Genomic DNA, 19,201 nt, shown 5'->3' with positions numbered 1-19,201 from the left:
TTCAAGATGCGCATGATCGGGCAGGACAGTCTCAAGGTCGCACGCCAGCTTTCCGTCGACGGCAAGACCTACCACTACTTCTCCCTGCCCGAGGCGGCGAAGCAGATCGGCGACATCTCGCGCCTCCCCTTCTCCCTCAAGGTGCTCCTGGAAAACGTCCTGCGCTTCGAGGACGGCCGCAGCTACACCGTCGCCGACGCCAAGGCCATCGCCGAGTGGGTCCAGCAGGGCCACAGCGAGAAGGAAGTCCCCTTCAAGCCGTCGCGCATCCTGCTGCAGGACTTCACGGGCGTGCCCGCCGTCGTCGACCTCGCCGCCATGCGCGACGCGCTGCTCAGCCTCGGCGGCGATCCGCGCAAGGTGAACCCGCTCGTCCCCGTCGACCTCGTGATCGACCACTCGGTGATGGTGGACGTCTCCGGCAGCGCCAGCGCGCTGGAGAAGAACGTGGACATCGAGTTCGAGCGCAACGGCGAGCGCTACGAGTTCCTGCGCTGGGGCCAGGAGGCCTTCAACAACTTCCGGGTCGTCCCGCCGGGCACGGGCATCTGCCACCAGGTCAATCTGGAGTACCTCGGCCAGGTCGTGTGGACCGCGACGGACATCGGCAACACCTACGTCTATCCCGACAGCTGCTACGGCACCGACAGCCACACGACGATGATCAACGGCCTGGGCGTGCTCGGCTGGGGCGTCGGCGGCATCGAGGCCGAGGCGGCCATGCTCGGCCAGCCCATCGCCATGCTCATCCCCGACGTCATCGGCTTCAAGCTCAGCGGCAAGCTGCGCGAGGGCGTGACCGCCACCGACATGGTGCTCACCGTCACGCAGATGCTCCGCAAGAAGGGCGTCGTCGGCAAGTTCGTCGAGTTCTTCGGCCCCGGCCTCTCCGGCATGGCGCTGGCCGACCGCGCGACCATCGCGAACATGGCCCCGGAATACGGCGCGACCTGCGGCTTCTTCCCGGTGGACGAGGTCACGATGGGCTACCTCAACCTCTCCGGCCGCGACGAGCACCGCATCAACCTCGTGCGTGAGTACTGCAAGGCGCAGGGCCTGTGGCGCGAGGACGGCGCGCCCGACCCCGTGTTCACCGACACGCTGGAGCTCGACCTCTCCACCGTCGAGCCCTCCATGGCCGGCCCGAAGCGCCCGCAGGACCGCGTGGCGCTCGGCTCCGTCGGCACCTCCTTCGCCAAGGACCTTGCCGCCGGCACCATGGGCGTGCCCGGTGACGAGGCGAACAAGCGCGTTGCGGTCGATGGCGCCAAGTTCGACCTCGGCCATGGCGACGTGGTCATCGCCGCCATCACCTCCTGCACCAACACCTCGAACCCCTACGTGCTCGTCGCCGCCGGCCTCGTGGCCCGCAAGGCGCGCGCCAAGGGCCTGATGCCGAAGCCCTGGGTGAAGACCTCGCTGGCCCCCGGATCCCAGGTCGTCACCGACTACCTGAACTCCTCGGGCCTCACCGAGGACCTGGACGCGATCGGCTTCCAGACGGTCGGCTACGGCTGCACCACCTGCATCGGCAATTCCGGCCCGCTGCCCGAGCCGATGGTCGAGGCGATCGAGGACAACAAGCTGGTCGTCGCCGGTGTGCTCTCGGGCAACCGCAACTTCGAGGGCCGCGTCCACGCCAACGTCCGCGCGAACTACCTCGCCTCCCCGCCGCTGGTCGTCGCCTATGCGCTGGCCGGCACGGTGAAGATCGACATGATGCACGAGCCGATCGGCACCGGCAGCGACGGCCAGCCCGTCATGCTGCTCGACATCTGGCCGACGCAGGAGGAGGTCAACGCGATCGTCCATGGCAACGTCACGCGCCCGATGTTCATGTCCCGCTACTCCGACGTCTTCAAGGGCCCGCAGCAGTGGCAGGCCATCCGCGTGGATGCCGGCAGCGACACCTACCGCTGGAACGGCGGCTCCACCTACGTCCAGAACCCGCCCTACTTCGAGGGCATGACCATGGACGTGAAGCCGCTCGCCTCCATCAAGGGCGCGCGGGTGCTCGGCCTGCTCGGCGACAGCATCACGACCGACCACATCTCGCCCGCGGGCAACATCCGCAAGACGAGCCCGGCCGGCGAGTACCTGCTCGAGCACCAGGTCCGGCCGCTGGACTTCAACAGCTACGGCGCCCGCCGCGGCAACCACCAGGTCATGATGCGCGGCACCTTCGCCAATATCCGCATCAAGAACGAGATGGTCCCGGGCATCGAGGGCGGCATCAGCAAGCACTACCCCTCGGGCGACGTGGCGCCGATCTACGACGTCGCCATGCGCTACAAGGCCGAGGGCGTGCCGCTGGTGGTCTTCGGCGGCAAGGAATACGGCACCGGCTCCTCGCGCGACTGGGCGGCCAAGGGCACCTTCCTGCTGGGCGTGAAGGCGGTCATCGCCGAGAGCTTCGAGCGCATCCACCGCTCCAACCTCGTGGGCATGGGCGTCCTGCCGCTGGTCTTCAAGGAAGGCGAGAGCCGCAACTCGCTCTCGCTTCGCGGCGACGAGACGGTGGACATCCTCGGCGTCGAGGACCTGAAGGCGCGCATGAAGCTGGAGATGGTCATCACCCGGGCCGACGGCCATGTGATGAGGACCGAGGTGCTGTGCCGCGTCGATACGGCCGACGAGGTCGAGTACTACCGGAACGGCGGCATCCTGCACTACGTGCTGCGCGGGATGGCCAAGGCCGCCTGATGTGAGGGCGATGCGGTCCGCCGGCCTGCTCCTCGCGCTGCTCGCCACGGGCTGCGCGCCGGAGCGCGAGCGGGCCGCCGATGCGGCGGCGATCGGCGTCGATTTCCAGTGGGGTGCCGCGGACCGGTGCTCCCCGCGGTCACCGGCGCTGGCGATCCGCGGCATCCCGCCCGGCACCACCAAGGTCACGGTCCGGCTGACCGACCTGAACATGCCGACCTTCTCGCAGGGCAGCGACGTCTTCGTGCCGCCCGATGGCCGGATTCCGGCCGGAACCCTGCCCAATTATGCCGGGCCCTGCCCGCCGGCGGGGGAGCGGCACTCCTTCCGCTTCATCGTCGACGCCGTGGATGCCTCCGGCCGGATCATCGGGACGGGACAGGCGACCCGCATGTTCCCGCCCGAGTGAGGCCCGGTCAGCGCGCCGGCAGCGGAACCGGCGTGCCGATGCCCGCCCGGTAGGGATAGCGGGCAAAGATCGCGCCCACGAAGGTGTCGATCCGCTCCTGCGGATAGACGAGGTCGCGGTCGGTGATCGGCGCCATCGCGACGCCCTCCCAGACCAGCATGTCGCGCCGGCGGTCGACGATGTCGATGTTGATCGTTCCCTCGGTGTACTGATCCACGAAGGGCCCGCTGCCGAAGGTGTAGCCCGGCCAGACGCCGTAGCCGCGATAACCGTAATAGGTCATGGGCGCCGCGAAGGCCGGGCCGCCCGAGACCTGGAGCCGCTCCCGGAAGCGGCCGTGGAAGTTCACCAGCAGGTCGGGGCTGTTGGCGGAATAGGTGTAGCCGCGCACCGTCATCTCGCGCTCCACCGCCGCCTTCAGGCGGTCGGTGACGAGCGTGGTGTAGCCCGAGCGGTCGGTGCCGAGGGGGTTCGCCCAGCCGAAGGTCCGGTAACGCGCGAAATCGGCGCTGTGGTCGTAGTCCACGCGCACGTCGGGGCCGACGGCGCAGGCGGCGAGCGTCCCGAGGAGCATCAGGGCGAACAGGCGGCGCAGCATGAGGTGTTTCCTTCCGATCGATGGTCACGCTATTGCGAACGGATCGCAAATTCAACGGCGGGTCTTGCAGCGGTGTTACGCCGCCGCCACCATCCGCGCGCAACGCGGAGCGCGCGACATGGCCCACCTCACCATCGGCAGCCTGATCTTCGACGAGCTCGACCAGGTGGACCTGACCGGGCCGCACGAGGTGCTCTCGCGCCTGCCGGATTCCAGCTACGCCATCTACGGGAAGACCATGGCGCCGGCGCGCGACATGAAGGGGCTGCGAATCCTCCCGGACGCGACGCTGGAGGAGGCGCCGCAGCTCGACGTGCTGCACATCCCCGGCGGTTTCGGGGTGGATGCGCAGATGGCCGACCCGGAGGTCCTCGCCTGGGTGCGGCGGCAGGCCGAGGGCGCCCAGGCCGTCTTCACCGTCTGCACGGGAGCCCTGCTGCTGGGCGCCACCGGGCTGCTGCGCGGCCGCCGCGCCACGACGCATTGGGCGAGCCACCACATCCTCCCCTCCTTCGGCGCGGTGCCGGTGCAGGCACGGGTGGTGGAGGATGGAAAATTCGTGACGGCCGCCGGCGTGACCTCGGGTTTCGACGGCGCGCTGCATCTGGCCGCAAAGCTGCGCGGCCAGGCGGTGGCCGAGGGCATCCAGCTCTACATGCAGTACGACCCGAAGCCGCCCTTCGACGCCGGCACGCCCGAGACCGCGCCGCCGGAGCTCGTGCATGCGACACGGACGGCGATGGCCGGCGTGATCGGCCGGCGCGAGGAGATGGCCCGCCGGATCGGCGCCGCCTTCACCTGACCAGGGGCACGAGGCTCAGGATCAGCAGCGCCGCCATCGACCAGTTGAAGGCGCGCAGCCGGAGGCCGCTGCCGAGCACCCGCCCCGCCTCCTGTCCGAGCCAGGCCCAGAGCAGCAGGCAGGGCATGCAGACCAGGGCGAAGACCAGCGCGATGGTGAGGGCTTGCGGCAGGATGGGCTCGCCGGGGGTGGTGAAGGCCGGCAGGGCGGCGAGGACGATCATCCAGGCCTTGGGATTCACCCATTGGAAGGCGGCGGCACCGAGGAAGCCCAGCGGCGGAGAGGGTTTCGCCTCGCCCGGCGGCGGGGCGGAGGCGATCTTCCAGGCCAGCCAGAGCAGCCAGGCGCCGCCCGCGACCTGCATGACCCGGTGCAGCCAGGGATAGCTTTCGAAGGGCAGCCCGAGGCCCAGCGCGATGGCGAGGAACATCGCGGGAAAGCCGAGGCTCACGCCCAGCATGTGTGGGATGACCCGCCGGAACCCCACCTGCGCGGCCGAGGCCGCGACCATCAGCACGTTCGGCCCCGGCGTGGCGGAGGTCGCGAAAGCGAAGCCGATCAGGGTGAGGAGGTATTCCATGACGGGAAGTGTCCACGTGGCCGGGATATTACGTCAATAATGCTGACGTAATGGCAGGGCGGCGCCGGACGCGGGCTCAGCGCTTCTTCTTCCGCTGGGCTTCCATGTAGCCGCGCAGCACGGCGTTCATCCGCGTCTGCCAGCCGGGGCCGGCGCCGCGGTACCAGTCGAGCAGGTCGGCGTCGAGGCGGAGGGTGGTCTGGCGCTTGGGCTCGGGGAGAACGAGTTTGGCGGAGGCGAACCAAGCCTCATCGACGATCGGGGCTGCATCCGGGTCATCGGCGATGGCGGCCTCGATCTGCTCGTCCGTCAAGGCGTCGAGCCGCGCCCAGTCCTTCAGATCAGCCTTTGGCAAGGAAGGCTTGGTAGAGCGCACGCTCTTCGCGGCTCGCGATGCGGGCTTGGATGATGCGGCAGGCTTCCCCGCGCCACGTGAAGGTGATGAAGACGACTCGGCCCTGGACGGCGCCGACGGCCTGGAATCGATCTTCCCCATAATCGCGACGCCCTGTCCTGCCTTACCCATACGGCACACCCGAGATGCGAACGGCGGCGACAAAATCCAGGCCATGCTTGGCAAGATTGGATCGGCGCTTGGCTTCGTCCCATTCGAAGGCTGATGGCGGCAGCATACACCGATCCTGTAGCTACGGAATGGCAATACGCGATTCGTGTGTCGACCATGGGAGGGGCAGAGTCGCGCCTTCAACACGCATGCACGAAAAAGGGGGCCTCACGGCCCCCTCTCCCAACACCAGCAAAGCCGGGAAATTTACTCCCGCGTCGCCGCGCCCAGCTCGGCCACCAGCTCGTCCTCGAGCGTGATGTCCTCCTCGCGCGAGATCTCCTCGCCGCGGGCCTGCTTCTCGGCCTCTTCCGGGCTGCGGGCCACGTTCACGACCACCGGCAGCAGCACCTCCGGATGCAGCTCCACGCGCACCGTGGTGAGGCCCAACGTCTTGATCGGCTGGTCCAGCAGCACCTGCGAGCGGTTCACCGTCAGGCCCGCCTCGGTGCAGCCGTCGGCGATGTCGCGCGCGGAGACGGAGCCGTACAGCCCGCCGCTCTCGCCCGCGGAGCGGATCAGGACCACGGAGAGCCCCTCCATACGCTCGGCCACGCGCTCGGCCTCCTCGCGCCGCTTGAGGTTCTGGGCCTCCAGCTGCACGCGGTCCTGCTCGAACTTCTCGAGGTTGGACTTGGTGGCGCGGATCGCCTTGCCGCCGGGGAGCAGGTAGTTGCGCGCGTAGCCAGGCTTGACCTTAACGAGCTCGCCCATCTGGCCGAGCTTGTCCACGCGCTGCATCAGGATGAGTTCAATCATGATTAGCCTCGGATCTCAGGTTTGGGGCGGCATCGAGGGCCGCCGATATTGGTCGAGAAGGCCCACGCCGACCATCAGCGGAGCCATGATCTGAAGAAACAGGAGCATCAGCACGTAGAAGCCGGCCAGGAAGGCGACCCGCCCCGTCCGCCCGCGCAGCCGGCGATGCACGCCGGCGACGCCCAGCAGGAAGACCGGCACCAGCAGGATCAGCAGCGACGACAGCGCCACGGCGCCCCCGAAGGCCAGCCAGGCCGCCAGCGCGACGGCCGGCAGCAGCAGGTACCAGCCCGGCAGGTGCAGCGCGTCGGCCGGGGGCGTGCGATGGATGGCGAGACCGTTGCGCGCCAGCAGCGCCTGCGCCGCCAGCCCGTTGCCCACCATCAGCAGCGCCACCCAGAAGCCGGCCGCGGCCGCCTTCACCTGCGCGATCTGGTCCACCATGCCGTCCGGCAGCGACACGCCCATGCGGCGCACGCCCAGTTCCACCGCCTCGCGCATCTCGGCCTCGATGTCGGGAATGGCCAGCGCCAGCACCGCCAGCACCACCACGGGCCAGAGGCCGAGCAGCGCGAGCGGCAGCGAGAGCTCCATCCGGCCCGGCTGCATCGCGGTCGCGACGATCATCGCCGCCGGCAGCCCGAAGACCGCCAGGTAGACCAGCAGGCCGAGCGAGCTCGTGCTGAAGAAGACCAGCGCCGCCGCGATGCCCACGGCGGAGACCGCCGCGCGCGCGCCGAAGCCGAAGCCCGCCGCGAAGAGCGGCATGGGCGACAGCCACATCAGCAGCCCGCCCAGCGGCATCCCGCGCATCGCCCAGAGGGCGAGCAGCGCCGAGCCCACCCCCGCGGCGCCCGCCGCGAGGGCGGCGGGATGGCTGAACAGCCCCCCTTGGCCCGATGTCTGACTCACCCCGGACACTCCTGTGTCAGTCGTTGATCACGTAGGGCAGCAGGGCCAGGAAGCGCGCGCGCTTGATGGCGTTCGCCAGCTCGCGCTGCTTCTTGCCGCTGACGGCCGTGATGCGGCTCGGCACGATCTTGCCGCGCTCGCTCAGGAAGCGGGACAGGAGGCGCACGTCCTTGTAGTCGATCTTCGGCGCGTTCGGGCCGGAGAAGGGGCAGGACTTCCGGCGCCGGTAGAAGGGGCGGCGGGCCCCCACGGCGGCGCGGCGATTGGCGATGTTGGGTTCTGCGGTCTCGCTCATCGGCTCACATCTCGTCGTTCAGGTTGAGGTCCATCTCGTCGCGCGGACGGGCCCGGAACTCCTCGCGGTCGTCGCGGCCGCCGGTGCGGCCCGAGCTGAAGCGGCCGGCGGGCTTGGGCCCGCGGAAGCCGCGCTCACGGTCGCGATCGTCGGCGCGCTTGGCCAGGATGGCGGAGGGCGTCTCGGGGTCGATGGCCTCGACGCGGATGGTCATCTCGCGCAGCACGTCCTCGTTGAGGCCGAGCTGCCGGACGACTTCCTGCATCGCGGGGGCGGGTGCGTCGATGCCGAGGAGCATGTAGTGCCCCTTGCGGTTCTTCTTCACCTTGTAGGCGAGGCCGCGCAGGCCCCAGTATTCGCGCTTCTGGACGTGGCCGCCCTGCTCGCCGAGCGTCGTGCCGATGTTGTCGGCGATCGTCTCGACCTGCTGCTGAGTCACGTCGTTGCGCGCGATGAACACGCATTCGTAGAGTGGCATGGGAGCTCCCTATGGCTGCTCAGCCCGGGCGGCCTCGGAAATCGGAGCGCGCAAACAGGCATAGCCGCGGGCGTGCCAACGCCGGCGGCAGGGTCCGGCGCATCAACCATGCCCCGCTTCGCGGGTCAATATTGTTTTTACGCCCTCAAACGCCGGGCGGCCGCGTCCGCGGCCTTGGCTTCGCCGCACCGCTGAAGCCCCCTGGCAGGCCGCACAGCGGCGCCGGCCGCTGTGCGGCCGGATTCTCCAAGGTTCCGACGGCCTTGCGTGGTCGAGCCGGACAGAAGCCTACCGCGCCGCGCTGCGCGCCATCCCCAGCACCACCTGCCGCGCGATGACCTCGTCCGGCAGGCCCGTCGACTTGGTCTGGCGCTCCGCGCGCAGCAGGGCTGCGCCCAGCGCCTCCAGCCGTGCCGGCGACCAGCGCTGCAGCGCCCGCTCCATCGGCCCCTTGGCCTTCCAGAAGACGGGCGGCCGGAGCGCCCCGATCGCGTCGGCCGGCGCGCTGCCCTCGGCCACCGCCAGCGCCGCCAGATGCAGCCGCTGCACATGCCGCAGCGCCGCGCGCAGCACCTGCACGGGGTTCGCCCCCTCGGCAAAGGCCTTGGCGATGGCGCGGTCCGCCACCGCCACCTCGCCCAGCGAGGCCGCCAGCAGCGCCTCGTCCAGGTCCAGCATGCTGCCCTCGCCGAGCAGCTCCATGGCCTCCTCGGCCGTGATGCGCCCACCGGGCTCGGCATGCAGCGCCAGGATCTCCAGCGAGCGGCGCATGGCCAGCCGGTCCTCGCCGGCGCGCTCGGCCAGCCAGTCCAGCGCGGCCGGCTCGGCCTGGGCGCCCAGCTCGCCGAGGATGCGCTGGATCGAGGCGACCAGGTCCCGCCCCCGCTCCGCATAGCATTCGATCACCTGGCCGCGCGCATCCGCCGCCACCAGCGTCCGCAGCTTCGACCGTCCGGTGAGCCCCGAGCCCTCGATGATCACGAGCCCCGGCCCCGGCCCGGCCAACGCGCCGCGGACAGCCTCGGCCCAGGCGTCGCGCGCGTCGCGCAGGCGGATCGCCACGCGCCCGCCTGTCAGCGGCACCGAGGCCGCCTCCCCGGCCAGCGAGCCCGCATCCTTCGCAGCCTCGCGCCCCGGCTCCACGACGCGGATCGGGTCGTTGCCCGCCACGCTCCGCACCAGCTGGCCCGCGCGCTCGTTCACCAGCCCGGCATCGTCGCCGACCAGCAGAACCACCCGGCAATCCTCCGGAGGATCGGCGAGGAAGGCGGTCAGCCGGCGGGGGTCGAGCTTCGCGGCCAAGCCGCGCTCAGCCCTGCATGCGCCGGCGCAGCGCAACCGCCACGCCGAGCACGATCCGATCGCTGAGCTCGTCGATCAGCCGGCGCTCCATGGCGTCGCGCGAGGAGTCGGCGGCAAAGAACTGCAGGTCGGGGATGTTGAAATCGTCCAGCGTGCGAGCCGTGCCCCGCTCGATCACCACCGGCGGAACCGCGGCCGTGGCCAGGATCCAGGTGCCGGTCGCGGTATAGCGCACCCGGGTGATGGTCCCGTCGCGCCGGTAGCCCAGCCCCTCGACCTGGTAGGCGAGCGAAGCGGCGAGATCGAAGCGGGCCTGTGTGCCCGGCCGCAGCCCCTCGAGCTGCCGTTGCAGCGAGCGGCGGAGGATCTGCCCGTTGCGCTCGCCGATCGGGCCCACGCGCACCGAGGCGAGCTGGTCCCGCAAGGCGGGCTCGTTCGCGCCCGTGGCGATGTTCCGCTCCCCGTCCGACCCATAGACGGGCTGGAAGCCGCAGCCCGCCAGCCCGGCCGAGGCCAGCCCCAAGGAGGACAGGAGAAGGCCGCGACGCCTAAGGCCTGATCCGCTCACGTTCGCTCCCTCCTCAGGCGCCAGCTCCTTCGATGATCATGCTCTAGATGACAAGGTTGACCACCCGTCCCCTCACATGGATGCGCTTCCTGATCGGCTTGCCGCCCAGGGCACGCTGGACGTTCTCCTCCGCCTCGGCGGCGGCGAAGACCACCTCGTCCGGCGCGTCCACCGCGACCTCGATGGTGCCGCGCAGCTTGCCCAGGACCTGGACCGCGAGCGTCACCGTCTCGGCCTTGAGCAGCGCCGGATCGGCCTCCAGCCAGGGCAGCTGCGCCACCAGCCCGGCGCCGGGACGCAGGCCGGACCACAGCTCCTCGGCGAGATGCGGCATCATGGGCGAGGACAGGCGGACCAGCGCCTCCAGCGCTTCCCGTCGGACGGCCAGGGGCGCGCTTGCGGCATCGCCGATGGCATTGGCGAGCTCGTGGATGCGGGCCACGGCGACGTTGAAGGCGAAGCCCTCCAGCGCCTCGGTGACCGCGGCGATGGTCCGGTGCGTGGCCTGCAGGAGCTTTCGGCCCACCGCCTCGTCCGGCGCATCGGCCTCGCGCAGGTTCTGCGCGAGGCGCCAGACGCGGCCGATGAAGCGGCTCGCGCCCGCCACGCCGGATTCCGACCACTCCATGTCCCGCTCGGGCGGGTTGTCGCTCAGGATGAACCAGCGCGCGGTATCGGCGCCGTAGCGGCCGATGATGGCGCCGGGATCCACCGTGTTGCGCTTGGACTTGGACATGGATTCGACGCGGCCGACCGTCACCGGCTCGTTGGTGCCGCGCACGATGGAGGTGCCGTCGGGGCGCTTCTCCACCTCTTCCGGATAGAGCCAGCGGCCGTCGGCGCCCTTGTAGCTCTCGTGCTGGACCATGCCCTGGGTGAAGAGGCCGGCGAAGGGCTCGTCGATCTTCACATGGCCGGTCGCGTGCATGCCGCGCACGAAGAAGCGGCTGTAGAGCAGGTGCAGGATCGCGTGCTCGATGCCGCCGATATACTGGTCCACCGGCAGCCAGGAATCGACTGCCGCCTGCGTCACCGGCTGGTTGGCGCGCGGCGAGCAGAAGCGGGCGAAGTACCAGGAGCTGTCGACGAAGGTGTCGAAGGTGTCGGTCTCGCGCCGCGCCGGCTTGCCGCAGGACGGGCAGGCGACGTGCTTCCAGGTCGGGTGATGGTCGAGCGGATTGCCAGGGCGCGAGAAGTCGACGTCCTCGGGCAGGATCACCGGGAGCTGGTCCTGCGGCACAGGCACCGCGCCGCAATCGTCGCAATGGATGACGGGGATCGGGCAGCCCCAGTAGCGCTGGCGCGAGACGCCCCAGTCGCGCAGGCGCCAGTTGGTGACGCCCTGGCCGCGGCCCAGCTCCTCGATCCGCGCGATGGCGACGCGCTTGGCCTCGGCGACGGGGAGCCCGTCCAGGAAGCCGGAGTTGAAGAGCGTGCCGTCCTCGGTGAAGGCCTCGTCGGCGATCGTGAAGGTGGCGGGATCGGCACCATGCGGCAGGACCACGGGCGGCACGGGCAGGCCGTACTTGCGCGCGAAATCCAGGTCGCGCTGGTCGCCGCTCGGGCAGCCGAAGATCGCGCCCGTGCCGTATTCCATCAGGACGAAATTCGCGATCCAGACGGGGTAGGTCGCGCCCTCGATGAAGGGATGCGCGACGCGGAAGCCGGTGTCGTAGCCGCGCTTCTCGGCCTGCTCGATGACGGCCTCGCTGGTGCCCTGGCTGCGGCATTCGGCGACGAAGGCGGCGGCGGCCGGATCGCGCGCGGCGGCCGCGGCGGCCAGCGGATGCTCGGCGGCGACGGCCAGGAAGGACATGCCGAAGAGCGTGTCCGGCCGCGTGGTGAAGACCTCGACCTCGGCGATGCCGTCGACCGGCGCCGGCTCGGCCGTGGTCAGCGCGACGGCGCCGCTGTTGGAGCCCACGGCGTCAAGGCTCTCGCGGGCCAGCGGGAAGCGCACGCGCGCGCCCTCGCTGCGGCCGATCCAGTTGGCCTGCATCAGCCGCACCCGCTCGGGCCAGCGGTCCAGCCCGTCCAGCGCCGCCAGCAGGTCCGGCGCGAACTTGGTGATGGAGAAGAACCACTGGCTCAGCAGCTTCTTCTCGACCGGCGCGCCGGAGCGCCAGCCCTTGCCGTCGATCACCTGCTCATTGGCCAGAACGGTGCCGTCCACCGGATCCCAGTTGACCCAGCTCTCCTTGCGCTCGACGAGGCCGGCGGCGAGGAAGTCCAGGAACAGCTTCTGCTGCTGGCCGTAGTATTCCGGATCGCAGGTCGCGAACTCGCGCGCCCATTCCAGCGAGAGGCCCATGCGCTTCAGCTCGGCGCGCATGTTGGCGATGTTCGCGTAGGTCCAGGTGGCCGGATGCGTGCCGCGCTCGCGCGCCGCATTCTCGGCGGGCAGGCCGAAGGCGTCCCAGCCCATCGGGTGCATCACCAGATGGCCCTGCGCCCGCTTGTAGCGCGCCACCACGTCGCCGAGCGTGTAGTTGCGCACATGCCCCATGTGGATCTTGCCCGAGGGGTAGGGAAACATCTCGAGCACGTAGTACTTCTTCGCACCGGCCGGCGGCACGTCGGGCACCGAGAAGCAGGCGGCGGCCTCCCAGGCCTCCTGCCAGCGCGGCTCGGCGGCGGCGAAGTCGTAGCGATCGGCGGCCGTGCTGGCTGCGATATGGGGCTGTGGTGTATCGGGCATGACGCCCCTGAATAGAGCCGGCCCGCGGCCACCTCAAGGCGCCATCATCAGCGGGCAGGCATGCCGCGCGCGGCGGCGGGACTTATCGGCCGGCCGATTGGCTCCGCAGCTCGCGGGCGCGGGCGAGGACGCGGTCCTCCATCTCGGAGTTCGTCGCCGTCGAGGCGGCGGCGTCCACCCAGGTGCCGTTGCGGTTCACCTGCCGGAAGACCTGCACGCGCACGCCGTCGGAGCGCAGCTGCCGGCCGATCACATAGGCGGTGGCCTTGAAGCGCTCGCCATCGGCCTGGGGCGGCGAGTACCAATCGGTGATGATCACCCCGCCGAAGGGATCGGCGCTGGCCAGCGGCATGAAGGACAGCGTGTCGAGCGTGGCGCGCCAGAGATAGGCGTTGACCGTCATGCCGCCGCCGCCCGCATTGGGGCCGGACCCGCCGCCACCCTGCGCCTCGCGCGAGCGGTCGACACCGAAGACCACGATGCCAGAGCTCGTCGGGTTGGCACCCGTCTGGCGCAGCGCGAGCTCGCGCTGGCTGTCGGTGCCGTATTCGTCGTTTCGCACCTGGCGACCACCCTGGCAGGCCGCGAGGGCGGCGAGGGCGAGGCCCAGCGCGAGAATCGGACGGATGGCGTGTGTCATGGCTGCGCTTCTAGGGGAGGGGCTTGCAAAAGAAAAGGGGCGACAGGTTGCCCTGCCGCCCCGATCCGTCACGAAGAGTGACCAGCCTCAGAAGGCGATACGCGTACCGAGGATGAACACATCCTCGAAGCCGCGGCTCTGGATGCCAGGGCGGACGGGATCGAGATCGCGGCCCTGCTCGCGGATCGAGTAGTGAACCCACTCGGCGATCAGGTCCATGCCGGGCGCGAGGCGGTAGTTGCCACCGACCGACATACCCCAGCGGCGCTGGCCGGCGCAGGAGTTGGACACGCCCGGAGCGGTCGGGCGGCAGGAGGTCTGCGTGATGCCACCGGTGGTGCTGTCGTTGAAGGTCGAGCGGCTGCCACCCTCGAAGGAGCCCGTCACGAAGTTCGAACCCACCGTGAAGGGCCCGAAGGTGTACTGGGCACCCACGGTGATCTGCTCGGCGGAGCGGTCACCACGCATGGTGTTGCCCCAGAAGTAGTTGTAGTCACCCCAGGTGTAGTTCGCACCGACCGTGAAGCCATAGGCGCTCGCCTGCGCACCGGCCTGGAAGATGTTCAGGCCGTTGAACACGCGGGACTGGACGTTCGCCGACGAGATGTCGCGGGCGGCGCCGGAACCGATGTAGCCGAAGGTCGCAGCCAGGCCGACACCGGCCAGATTGCCGCGCCAACGGACGGCGGCCTGAATCTCGTTGCGCTTCACCGCCTGCTCGGGACCCGCGGCGTAGATGCCGAAGTTCCGGGCGCCGGAGAAGGCATAGGCGCTGTCGCAGTAGCCCGAGGCGGAGTTGTTCGAGCAGCCCGTGTCCTCACCGACATTCGCATTCGGCGAGAAGCTCGCGCCGAAGTCGAAGCCGAAGAACTGCGGGGACATGTAGATGATCTTGGAGCTGTCACCGATGCCGCCCGGCGCCGTCGTCGTACGGGCGCCAGCCTGGCGGGTGACGAAGCTTTCCCACGAGCCGTGCACACCGCCCGTGCCGAAGCCCTGGACCCAGCCCGAGTTCATCAGGCCGCCCATGACGCCGTCCTCGTCACCGAAGCGGACCTGACCGAAGCGGGGATGCGCGATGTAGGCGTACATCTCGTCCACGGCGACCGTCGTCTTGCCGGCGCTGGCGCGGCCCTGGACGATCTGACGACCTTCGAGGCCGTTGCTGTTCATCGAGATCTGCGCGCCGTAGGTCAGGCCATTGGCCAGCTTGCCGCTCACGATGACGTCGATGCCGGCATCGGTCGAGATGTCGAACTTGCTGAGGCGGGCGACGTTGGTCGTCGAGACCGTGCTGGTGCCGACGCCGGCCAGGTTTTCGGTGCCGCCGGAAACGTTCTGCGGCAGGCCGCTCGAGGTCACCGAGTTGCGGCTGCTCTGCTGCGTGTAGCCGTAGTAGGCCCGGAAGAAGCCACCGATACGAACGGTCGGCGCTTCCTGAGCGGAGGCCTGGGGCGCCATGACGGCGCTGCCCACGACCGCCGAGACGACTGCCGTCGTGCCCAGCAAAATCTTGCGCATGTTCAAACTCTCCTTACGGGCCGGCAGAGCCGGCTTTGTTCCCCTTGACCCTCCCCCCCCATCCCTGGGCGAGGCCGTGACCCCCCGGTTCCTGCGCTCCGGACATAGCCGATGCGCGACAACCAATGATCACTCGGGTCCGCGGCGGACTATGCGTTGGCGCGTTACGGGCGGGCAACCGGCATCATCGCCGGAGCGCGACTTCCCTGAGACACTGTGGCGGATGCGCCACAGACGGCTGCCACGCCCCGATCGCGGCCCATCCGGCCGCCCGTCCCGGCGGCAGCCGCCGCATCCGGAGCGCCGTCATCCCGCCCAGCGCCACCGCCGGCCGGCCCGCGGCACGGGCCAGGTCGCCCCAGCGAATCGGGCCGAGCGCCGGCGCGCCGGGATGGCTCGCGGTCGGGAAGGCCGGTGAGACCAGCACCGCATCAGCATTCAGCCGCTGCGACCGCGCCACGCCGGCGCGGCCGTGCACCGCGACGGAGAGTAACCTTCCCCGCCGATTCAGGAGAAAAGGCAACAGGTTGCGGCAGGACATCCGGTCCGGGACGTGCAGGCCGGCGCCGAGAAGCAGCGCCGCCCGCCCGTCCCCCCCGACCATCAGGACGAGGCCGCGCGCCCGGGCGATCCGCGCCACGCGGCGCGCCACCTCCGGCGCCGCGCCCCGCAGCAGGACCGCCGAGCCGCGCGGCAGCCGGCCGAGCAGCGGCGTCGGGTCCGGCAGCCGCACGGGGTCGCTCAGGAGCCACTGACGCGGCACCGGGGCTTTCCCCACCCTGGCGCCGCGCGTCCCTCTCCGTATTCTATGGTGCATGCCCGACGACATCTCCCAGAGCCTCGCCCGAATCCACGCGCGAATCGAGGCCGCCGCCCGCAGGGCCGGCCGCAACCCCGCGGAAGTCACGCTGGTCGCCGTGTCCAAGACACACCCCGCCGAGGCGGTGATCGCCGCGCTCCAGGCCGGCCAGGCGGTCTTCGGCGAGAACCGGGTCCAGGAGGCAGCCCAAAAATTCCCGGCGTTGCGCGAAGGCCACCCGGAGCTGCGGCTCCACATCATCGGCGGGCTGCAGACCAACAAGGCGCGCGACGCCGTGCGGCTGGCCGACGTCATCGAGAGCCTGGACCGCCCGAAGCTCGCCCAGGCCATCGCCGAGGCCATGGCGAAGGAGAACCGGCGGCCGGAGCTGATGATCCAGGTGAACATCGGCGACGAGCCGCAGAAATCCGGCGTGCCGCGCGCCGAGGCGGCCGGCTTCATCCGCGCCTGCCGTGAGGAATGGGGCCTGCCGGTGACCGGCCTCATGTGCATCCCGCCGGCCGAGGGCGATCCGCGCCCGCACTTCGCGGCCCTGGCGGCGATGGCGAAGGAGCATGGGCTGAAAAAACTCTCCATGGGCATGAGCGGCGATTTCGAGACCGCGATCGAGGAGGGCGCCACCCTGGTCCGGGTGGGGTCGGCGATCTTCGGCGCCCGGGCCTATCCCGCCGGAGCCTGATCCGCCCGCCGCGTCGCCTGGTTGGGCGGCCGAGTTGCCTCGGCCAGCGCCGCCGCCGTCCGGGCCGGCGAGGCCAGCTCCACCCATCGGCGATAGGCCCCCGCCACGTCCTGCGGGGCGACCGCCAGCCCAGGGGAAGGAGCGGAGGGCAGCGGGTCCGGCTCGCCCTTGAGCGCGGCCCGCAGCCGGGCGCCGGGCATGGTCATCTCGATCGCCGAGGCGACGCCGGCCAGCGCCATGCCCAGCGGTCCGCCCAGGATCCCGGCCCCCAGCACGCGCATCACCGGGTGGATGTCCTCGCCCGTCACCGCCCGGTAGGCGATGCCCACCCCCGGCAGATGATGCAGCGGGTTCAGCCCCCGCAGCACCTCGTCGAAGGTGATCTCGCCCGGGATGGGGATGGCCTCGTCCGGCCCCAGCGCCGGCCCGCCATCCGTGGGCTCGGGCACGTCGAGCCGGCCGGGCGGGCGGAAGGCGAGGCGGATGGGGTCGGCCAGCATGGCATGCTCCTGGGACGGATCGGCCCGGCAGGGCAGCAACCCCCATGCCAGCCCCGGGGCCACCTTGCGTAGCTGGGCAAACCGGACCACATCAGCCCGGATTGAAGGGCACCGAGACATGTTCATCGAGACCGAGAGCACTCCCAATCCCGCCACCCTGAAGTTCCTGCCTGGCCGGAGCGTCATGGGCGAGGCCGGCACGGCCGATTTCGTCGCCGGCGACGACGCGGACCGCGCGCCCATGGCCGGGCGCCTCCTCGCGCTCGACGGCGTGGCGCGCGTCTTCCTGGGCGCCGACTTCATCACCGTCACCAAGTCGGACGCCACCGACTGGCAGGCGCTGCGCCCGCAGGTGCTCGGCGCCGTGATGGAGCATTTTCTGTCCGGCCAGCCCGTCATCGAGGGGATCGGCGCCGACGAGGCCGAGGACTTCGACCCGGCCGACGCCGAGATCGTCGACCAGATCAAGGAACTGCTGGACCAGCGCGTCCGCCCGGCCGTGGCCGGCGACGGCGGCGACATCGTCTTCCGCGGCTATCGCGACGGCATGGTGAAGCTGAAGATGCAGGGCGCCTGCAGCGGCTGCCCCTCCTCGCGCGCCACGCTGAAGCACGGCGTCGAGAACATGCTGCGCCACTACATCCCCGAGGTTGTGGCGGTGGAGCAGGTCGAGGGCTGAGGCCGGAAGCCTCCCGGATCCGGCCGCGAGGCGGCCGGATCCGCCCAACTGACCTTTCCACCGGCGCGCCGGCGGGGCGCGGCGAAGCCAAGCCGCCGAAGGCGGCGCCCGGCGTCTGAGGGCATAAATATCAGCGCCATGAATGATCTTCATGGCGCCGGACGGGATGGCGGGCACGGGCGGGCGCCGGCATAGTCGGGGCATCAACCCGATCGGAGCCTCCCCGATGACCAAGCTCGACGACACCGCCCTCGACGCGCTGTTCCGCACCGCGCGCACCCAGAACAAGTGGACCGACGCCCCCGTCACCGACGAGGAGCTGCGCGAGCTCTACGACCTGCTGAAATTCGGCCCGACCAGCGCCAACGCCTCGCCGGCGCGCTTCGTCTTCGTGCGCTCGCCCGAGGCCAAGGCCAAGCTGAAGCAGGCGCTCTCCTCCGGCAACACCGAGAAGACGATGACGGCCCCGGTCACGGTCATCGTCGCCCATGATCCGAAGTTCTACGATCACCTGCCGCGGCTCTTCCCGCATGCCGATGCCAAGAGCTGGTTCGCCGGCAACTGGTCGCTGGCCGACACGACGGCCTTCCGCAACGGCACGCTGCAGGGCGCCTATCTGATCCTGGCGGCGCGCGCGCTCGGCCTCGACACCGGCCCGATGAGCGGCTTCGACAACGCCAAGGTGGACGAGCTCTTCTTCGCCGATTCGGGCTTCAAGACGAACTTCCTCATCAACCTCGGCCATGGCGACCCGGCCGGCGTCATGGAGCGCCTGCCGCGCTTCGGCTTCGACGAGGTCGCGACGATCGTCTGAACGCCCCCGGCTGAAATGCCAAGGCGCCGGCCGCTCCCGCGGCCGGCGCCTGATACCTGCCTGAAAACGCGATCTACCGCCGGGCTTCGCCCAGCCAATCCTCGGCAAAGCGGGGCTCTGCGCCGGCTGCGCCCTGGGCCCGCAGCCGCGCGGCGAGGCGTGCCTCGCGCTGCAGCCTCGCGACGCGATCCCGCTCTGCCTGCTTGCGGCCGCGGTCCTGCCAGACGAAGACGAGCGGAATGCAGGCCAGCGCGATCATGAACACACCCAGCATATGCGGTGCGAGTTCTTCCAGATCGAGCAGCATGACTCCGAAACTCCTTGCCGGACGCGGCGCCGTTCGAAATTCCGGGCGTGAAACGCCGTGGGGCCTAGTCGTCCTGCTGCCTCTTCTAGAGACCCTTTCCTGAACATGGACTGAGCACATGGTTCAGCCTTCGTTCAGCCCCGGCGCGCGAATCGACGCCCATGCGCCGCCGCCTCCTGCCATCCCTGCTCGCCCTGCCGCCTGTCTTCCACGGGCGCGTCGCCAGCGGCGAGCGGCGGGACCACGAGCGGGCCCGCGCCGCGCTGGAGGCGGGACAGATCCGTCCCCTTTCCGAAATCCTCTCCGGGGTGGAGCGCCAGTTCCATGGCCGCGTCATCGAGGCGGAGCTGGAGACGGAGGACGGTCAGTGGCGCTACGAGATCAAGATCCTGCCGCCCAATGGCGAGGTCTTCACGGTCGAGCTGGATGCCTCGACCGGCGCCGTGATCCGGTCGGGCCGCCGCGGCCCGCCCACCTGAACCCAGCCACGAAACGCAGCGCGCCGGCCACTCGCGTGGCCCTGTCTCTTCTCCACCCCTCCCAGCCCACAAGAAAATACTCATGATTTGGGG

At 70.3% G+C, this 19,201-nt stretch carries 22 protein-coding genes and 1 pseudogene; 7 read left to right on the top strand and 16 right to left on the bottom strand.

Annotation, left to right across the window (positions count from 1 at the left end; all coding sequences use genetic code 11):
* Nucleotides 1–6 precede the first annotated feature (6 nt).
* Both acnA and AC1ROY_RS17960 read left to right on the top strand, forming a co-directional pair.
* Nucleotides 7–2,703, top strand: a complete 2,697-nt coding sequence (gene acnA / locus AC1ROY_RS17965) for an aconitate hydratase AcnA (protein ID WP_493150230.1) — start codon at nt 7–9, stop codon at nt 2,701–2,703.
* Nucleotides 2,704–2,713: 10 nt separating this feature from the next.
* Nucleotides 2,714–3,112: a YbhB/YbcL family Raf kinase inhibitor-like protein gene (locus AC1ROY_RS17960; protein ID WP_493150229.1), complete on the top strand. Its 399-nt coding sequence runs from the start codon at nt 2,714–2,716 to the stop codon at nt 3,110–3,112.
* A 7-nt stretch (nt 3,113–3,119) separates the two neighbouring features.
* Here AC1ROY_RS17960 and AC1ROY_RS17955 read toward each other — a convergent pair whose 3' ends face one another.
* Nucleotides 3,120–3,710 (bottom strand): DUF4136 domain-containing protein, encoded by a 591-nt coding sequence (locus AC1ROY_RS17955; RefSeq protein WP_493150228.1) that lies wholly within the window; start codon nt 3,708–3,710, stop codon nt 3,120–3,122.
* A 118-nt stretch (nt 3,711–3,828) separates the two neighbouring features.
* On the opposite strand from AC1ROY_RS17955, the gene AC1ROY_RS17950 reads away from it, so the two are divergent.
* Nucleotides 3,829–4,512: a DJ-1/PfpI family protein gene (locus AC1ROY_RS17950; RefSeq protein ID WP_493150227.1), complete on the top strand. Its 684-nt coding sequence runs from the start codon at nt 3,829–3,831 to the stop codon at nt 4,510–4,512.
* On the opposite strand, the gene AC1ROY_RS17945 is transcribed toward AC1ROY_RS17950, so the two are convergent.
* The 13 genes and pseudogenes from AC1ROY_RS17945 to AC1ROY_RS17885 form a co-directional block, all read right to left on the bottom strand.
* Entirely contained in the window at nt 4,505–5,092 is a 588-nt protein-coding gene (locus AC1ROY_RS17945) for a LysE family translocator (protein ID WP_493150226.1), read from the bottom strand. The two genes, AC1ROY_RS17950 and AC1ROY_RS17945, sit on opposite strands and share 8 nt — an antisense overlap.
* Before the next feature lie 76 nt (nt 5,093–5,168).
* On the bottom strand, nt 5,169–5,447 hold the full coding sequence (locus AC1ROY_RS17940) for a BrnA antitoxin family protein (RefSeq protein ID WP_493150225.1): 279 nt from the start codon (nt 5,445–5,447) through the stop codon (nt 5,169–5,171).
* A pseudogene (locus tag AC1ROY_RS17935) lies at nt 5,434–5,538 on the bottom strand (hypothetical protein); the annotation flags it as partial. The gene AC1ROY_RS17940 and the pseudogene AC1ROY_RS17935, both read right to left, overlap by 14 nt.
* 326 nt (nt 5,539–5,864) lie before the next feature.
* A complete protein-coding gene (gene rplI / locus AC1ROY_RS17930; protein ID WP_493150224.1) occupies nt 5,865–6,416 on the bottom strand; it encodes a 50S ribosomal protein L9 in 552 nt (183 codons plus the stop codon).
* A gap of 15 nt (nt 6,417–6,431) precedes the next feature.
* Nucleotides 6,432–7,328 carry a hypothetical protein gene (locus AC1ROY_RS17925; RefSeq protein WP_493150223.1) on the bottom strand — a complete coding sequence of 299 codons (897 nt, stop codon included), beginning with the start codon at nt 7,326–7,328 and terminating at the stop codon, nt 6,432–6,434.
* A gap of 16 nt (nt 7,329–7,344) precedes the next feature.
* Entirely contained in the window at nt 7,345–7,623 is a 279-nt protein-coding gene (rpsR, locus tag AC1ROY_RS17920) for a 30S ribosomal protein S18 (RefSeq protein WP_131548281.1), read from the bottom strand.
* A 4-nt stretch (nt 7,624–7,627) separates the two neighbouring features.
* Nucleotides 7,628–8,101 carry a 30S ribosomal protein S6 gene (gene rpsF / locus AC1ROY_RS17915; protein WP_493150222.1) on the bottom strand — a complete coding sequence of 158 codons (474 nt, stop codon included), beginning with the start codon at nt 8,099–8,101 and terminating at the stop codon, nt 7,628–7,630.
* A 288-nt stretch (nt 8,102–8,389) separates the two neighbouring features.
* On the bottom strand, nt 8,390–9,403 hold the full coding sequence (gene holA, locus AC1ROY_RS17910; RefSeq protein WP_493150221.1) for a DNA polymerase III subunit delta: 1,014 nt from the start codon (nt 9,401–9,403) through the stop codon (nt 8,390–8,392).
* Nucleotides 9,404–9,410: 7 nt separating this feature from the next.
* A complete protein-coding gene (gene lptE / locus AC1ROY_RS17905; protein WP_493150220.1) occupies nt 9,411–9,971 on the bottom strand; it encodes an LPS assembly lipoprotein LptE in 561 nt (186 codons plus the stop codon).
* 43 nt (nt 9,972–10,014) lie between these two features.
* Nucleotides 10,015–12,669 (bottom strand): leucine--tRNA ligase, encoded by a 2,655-nt coding sequence (gene leuS, locus AC1ROY_RS17900; protein ID WP_493150219.1) that lies wholly within the window; start codon nt 12,667–12,669, stop codon nt 10,015–10,017.
* An 82-nt stretch (nt 12,670–12,751) separates the two neighbouring features.
* The gene (locus tag AC1ROY_RS17895) at nt 12,752–13,309 is read right to left on the bottom strand and encodes a DUF3576 domain-containing protein (RefSeq protein WP_493150218.1); all 558 of its coding nucleotides are present in this window, start codon (nt 13,307–13,309) and stop codon (nt 12,752–12,754) included.
* 87 nt (nt 13,310–13,396) lie between these two features.
* Nucleotides 13,397–14,830, bottom strand: a complete 1,434-nt coding sequence (locus AC1ROY_RS17890; RefSeq protein ID WP_493150217.1) for a porin — start codon at nt 14,828–14,830, stop codon at nt 13,397–13,399.
* Nucleotides 14,831–15,014: 184 nt separating this feature from the next.
* Nucleotides 15,015–15,593 (bottom strand): thiamine phosphate synthase, encoded by a 579-nt coding sequence (locus tag AC1ROY_RS17885; RefSeq protein WP_493150216.1) that lies wholly within the window; start codon nt 15,591–15,593, stop codon nt 15,015–15,017.
* 52 nt (nt 15,594–15,645) lie between these two features.
* Between AC1ROY_RS17885 and AC1ROY_RS17880 the strand changes: the two genes are divergently transcribed.
* A complete protein-coding gene (locus AC1ROY_RS17880) occupies nt 15,646–16,329 on the top strand; it encodes a YggS family pyridoxal phosphate-dependent enzyme (protein ID WP_493150215.1) in 684 nt (227 codons plus the stop codon).
* On the opposite strand, the gene AC1ROY_RS17875 is transcribed toward AC1ROY_RS17880, so the two are convergent.
* Nucleotides 16,311–16,829, bottom strand: a complete 519-nt coding sequence (locus AC1ROY_RS17875; RefSeq protein ID WP_493150214.1) for a hypothetical protein — start codon at nt 16,827–16,829, stop codon at nt 16,311–16,313. The genes AC1ROY_RS17880 and AC1ROY_RS17875 overlap by 19 nt on opposite strands.
* Nucleotides 16,830–16,947: 118 nt before the next feature.
* Between AC1ROY_RS17875 and AC1ROY_RS17870 the strand changes: the two genes are divergently transcribed.
* Nucleotides 16,948–17,508 carry a NifU family protein gene (locus AC1ROY_RS17870; protein WP_493150213.1) on the top strand — a complete coding sequence of 187 codons (561 nt, stop codon included), beginning with the start codon at nt 16,948–16,950 and terminating at the stop codon, nt 17,506–17,508.
* Nucleotides 17,509–17,734: 226 nt separating this feature from the next.
* The gene (locus AC1ROY_RS17865; protein ID WP_493150212.1) at nt 17,735–18,322 is read left to right on the top strand and encodes a malonic semialdehyde reductase; all 588 of its coding nucleotides are present in this window, start codon (nt 17,735–17,737) and stop codon (nt 18,320–18,322) included.
* 73 nt (nt 18,323–18,395) lie between these two features.
* Here AC1ROY_RS17865 and AC1ROY_RS17860 read toward each other — a convergent pair whose 3' ends face one another.
* Nucleotides 18,396–18,629, bottom strand: coding sequence for a hypothetical protein (locus tag AC1ROY_RS17860; protein WP_493150211.1), 234 nt, complete (start codon nt 18,627–18,629; stop codon nt 18,396–18,398).
* 161 nt (nt 18,630–18,790) lie between these two features.
* On the opposite strand from AC1ROY_RS17860, the gene AC1ROY_RS17855 reads away from it, so the two are divergent.
* Complete coding sequence (locus tag AC1ROY_RS17855; RefSeq protein WP_493150210.1) at nt 18,791–19,108, top strand: PepSY domain-containing protein; 318 nt, start codon at nt 18,791–18,793, stop codon at nt 19,106–19,108.
* Nucleotides 19,109–19,201: the final 93 nt, after the last annotated feature.

This window comes from Roseococcus sp. GW821-FHT12F05, from assembly GCF_058806835.1.
Note: the sequence above shows the minus strand (reverse complement) of the source record. Positions and strands in the feature narration are given on the sequence as shown.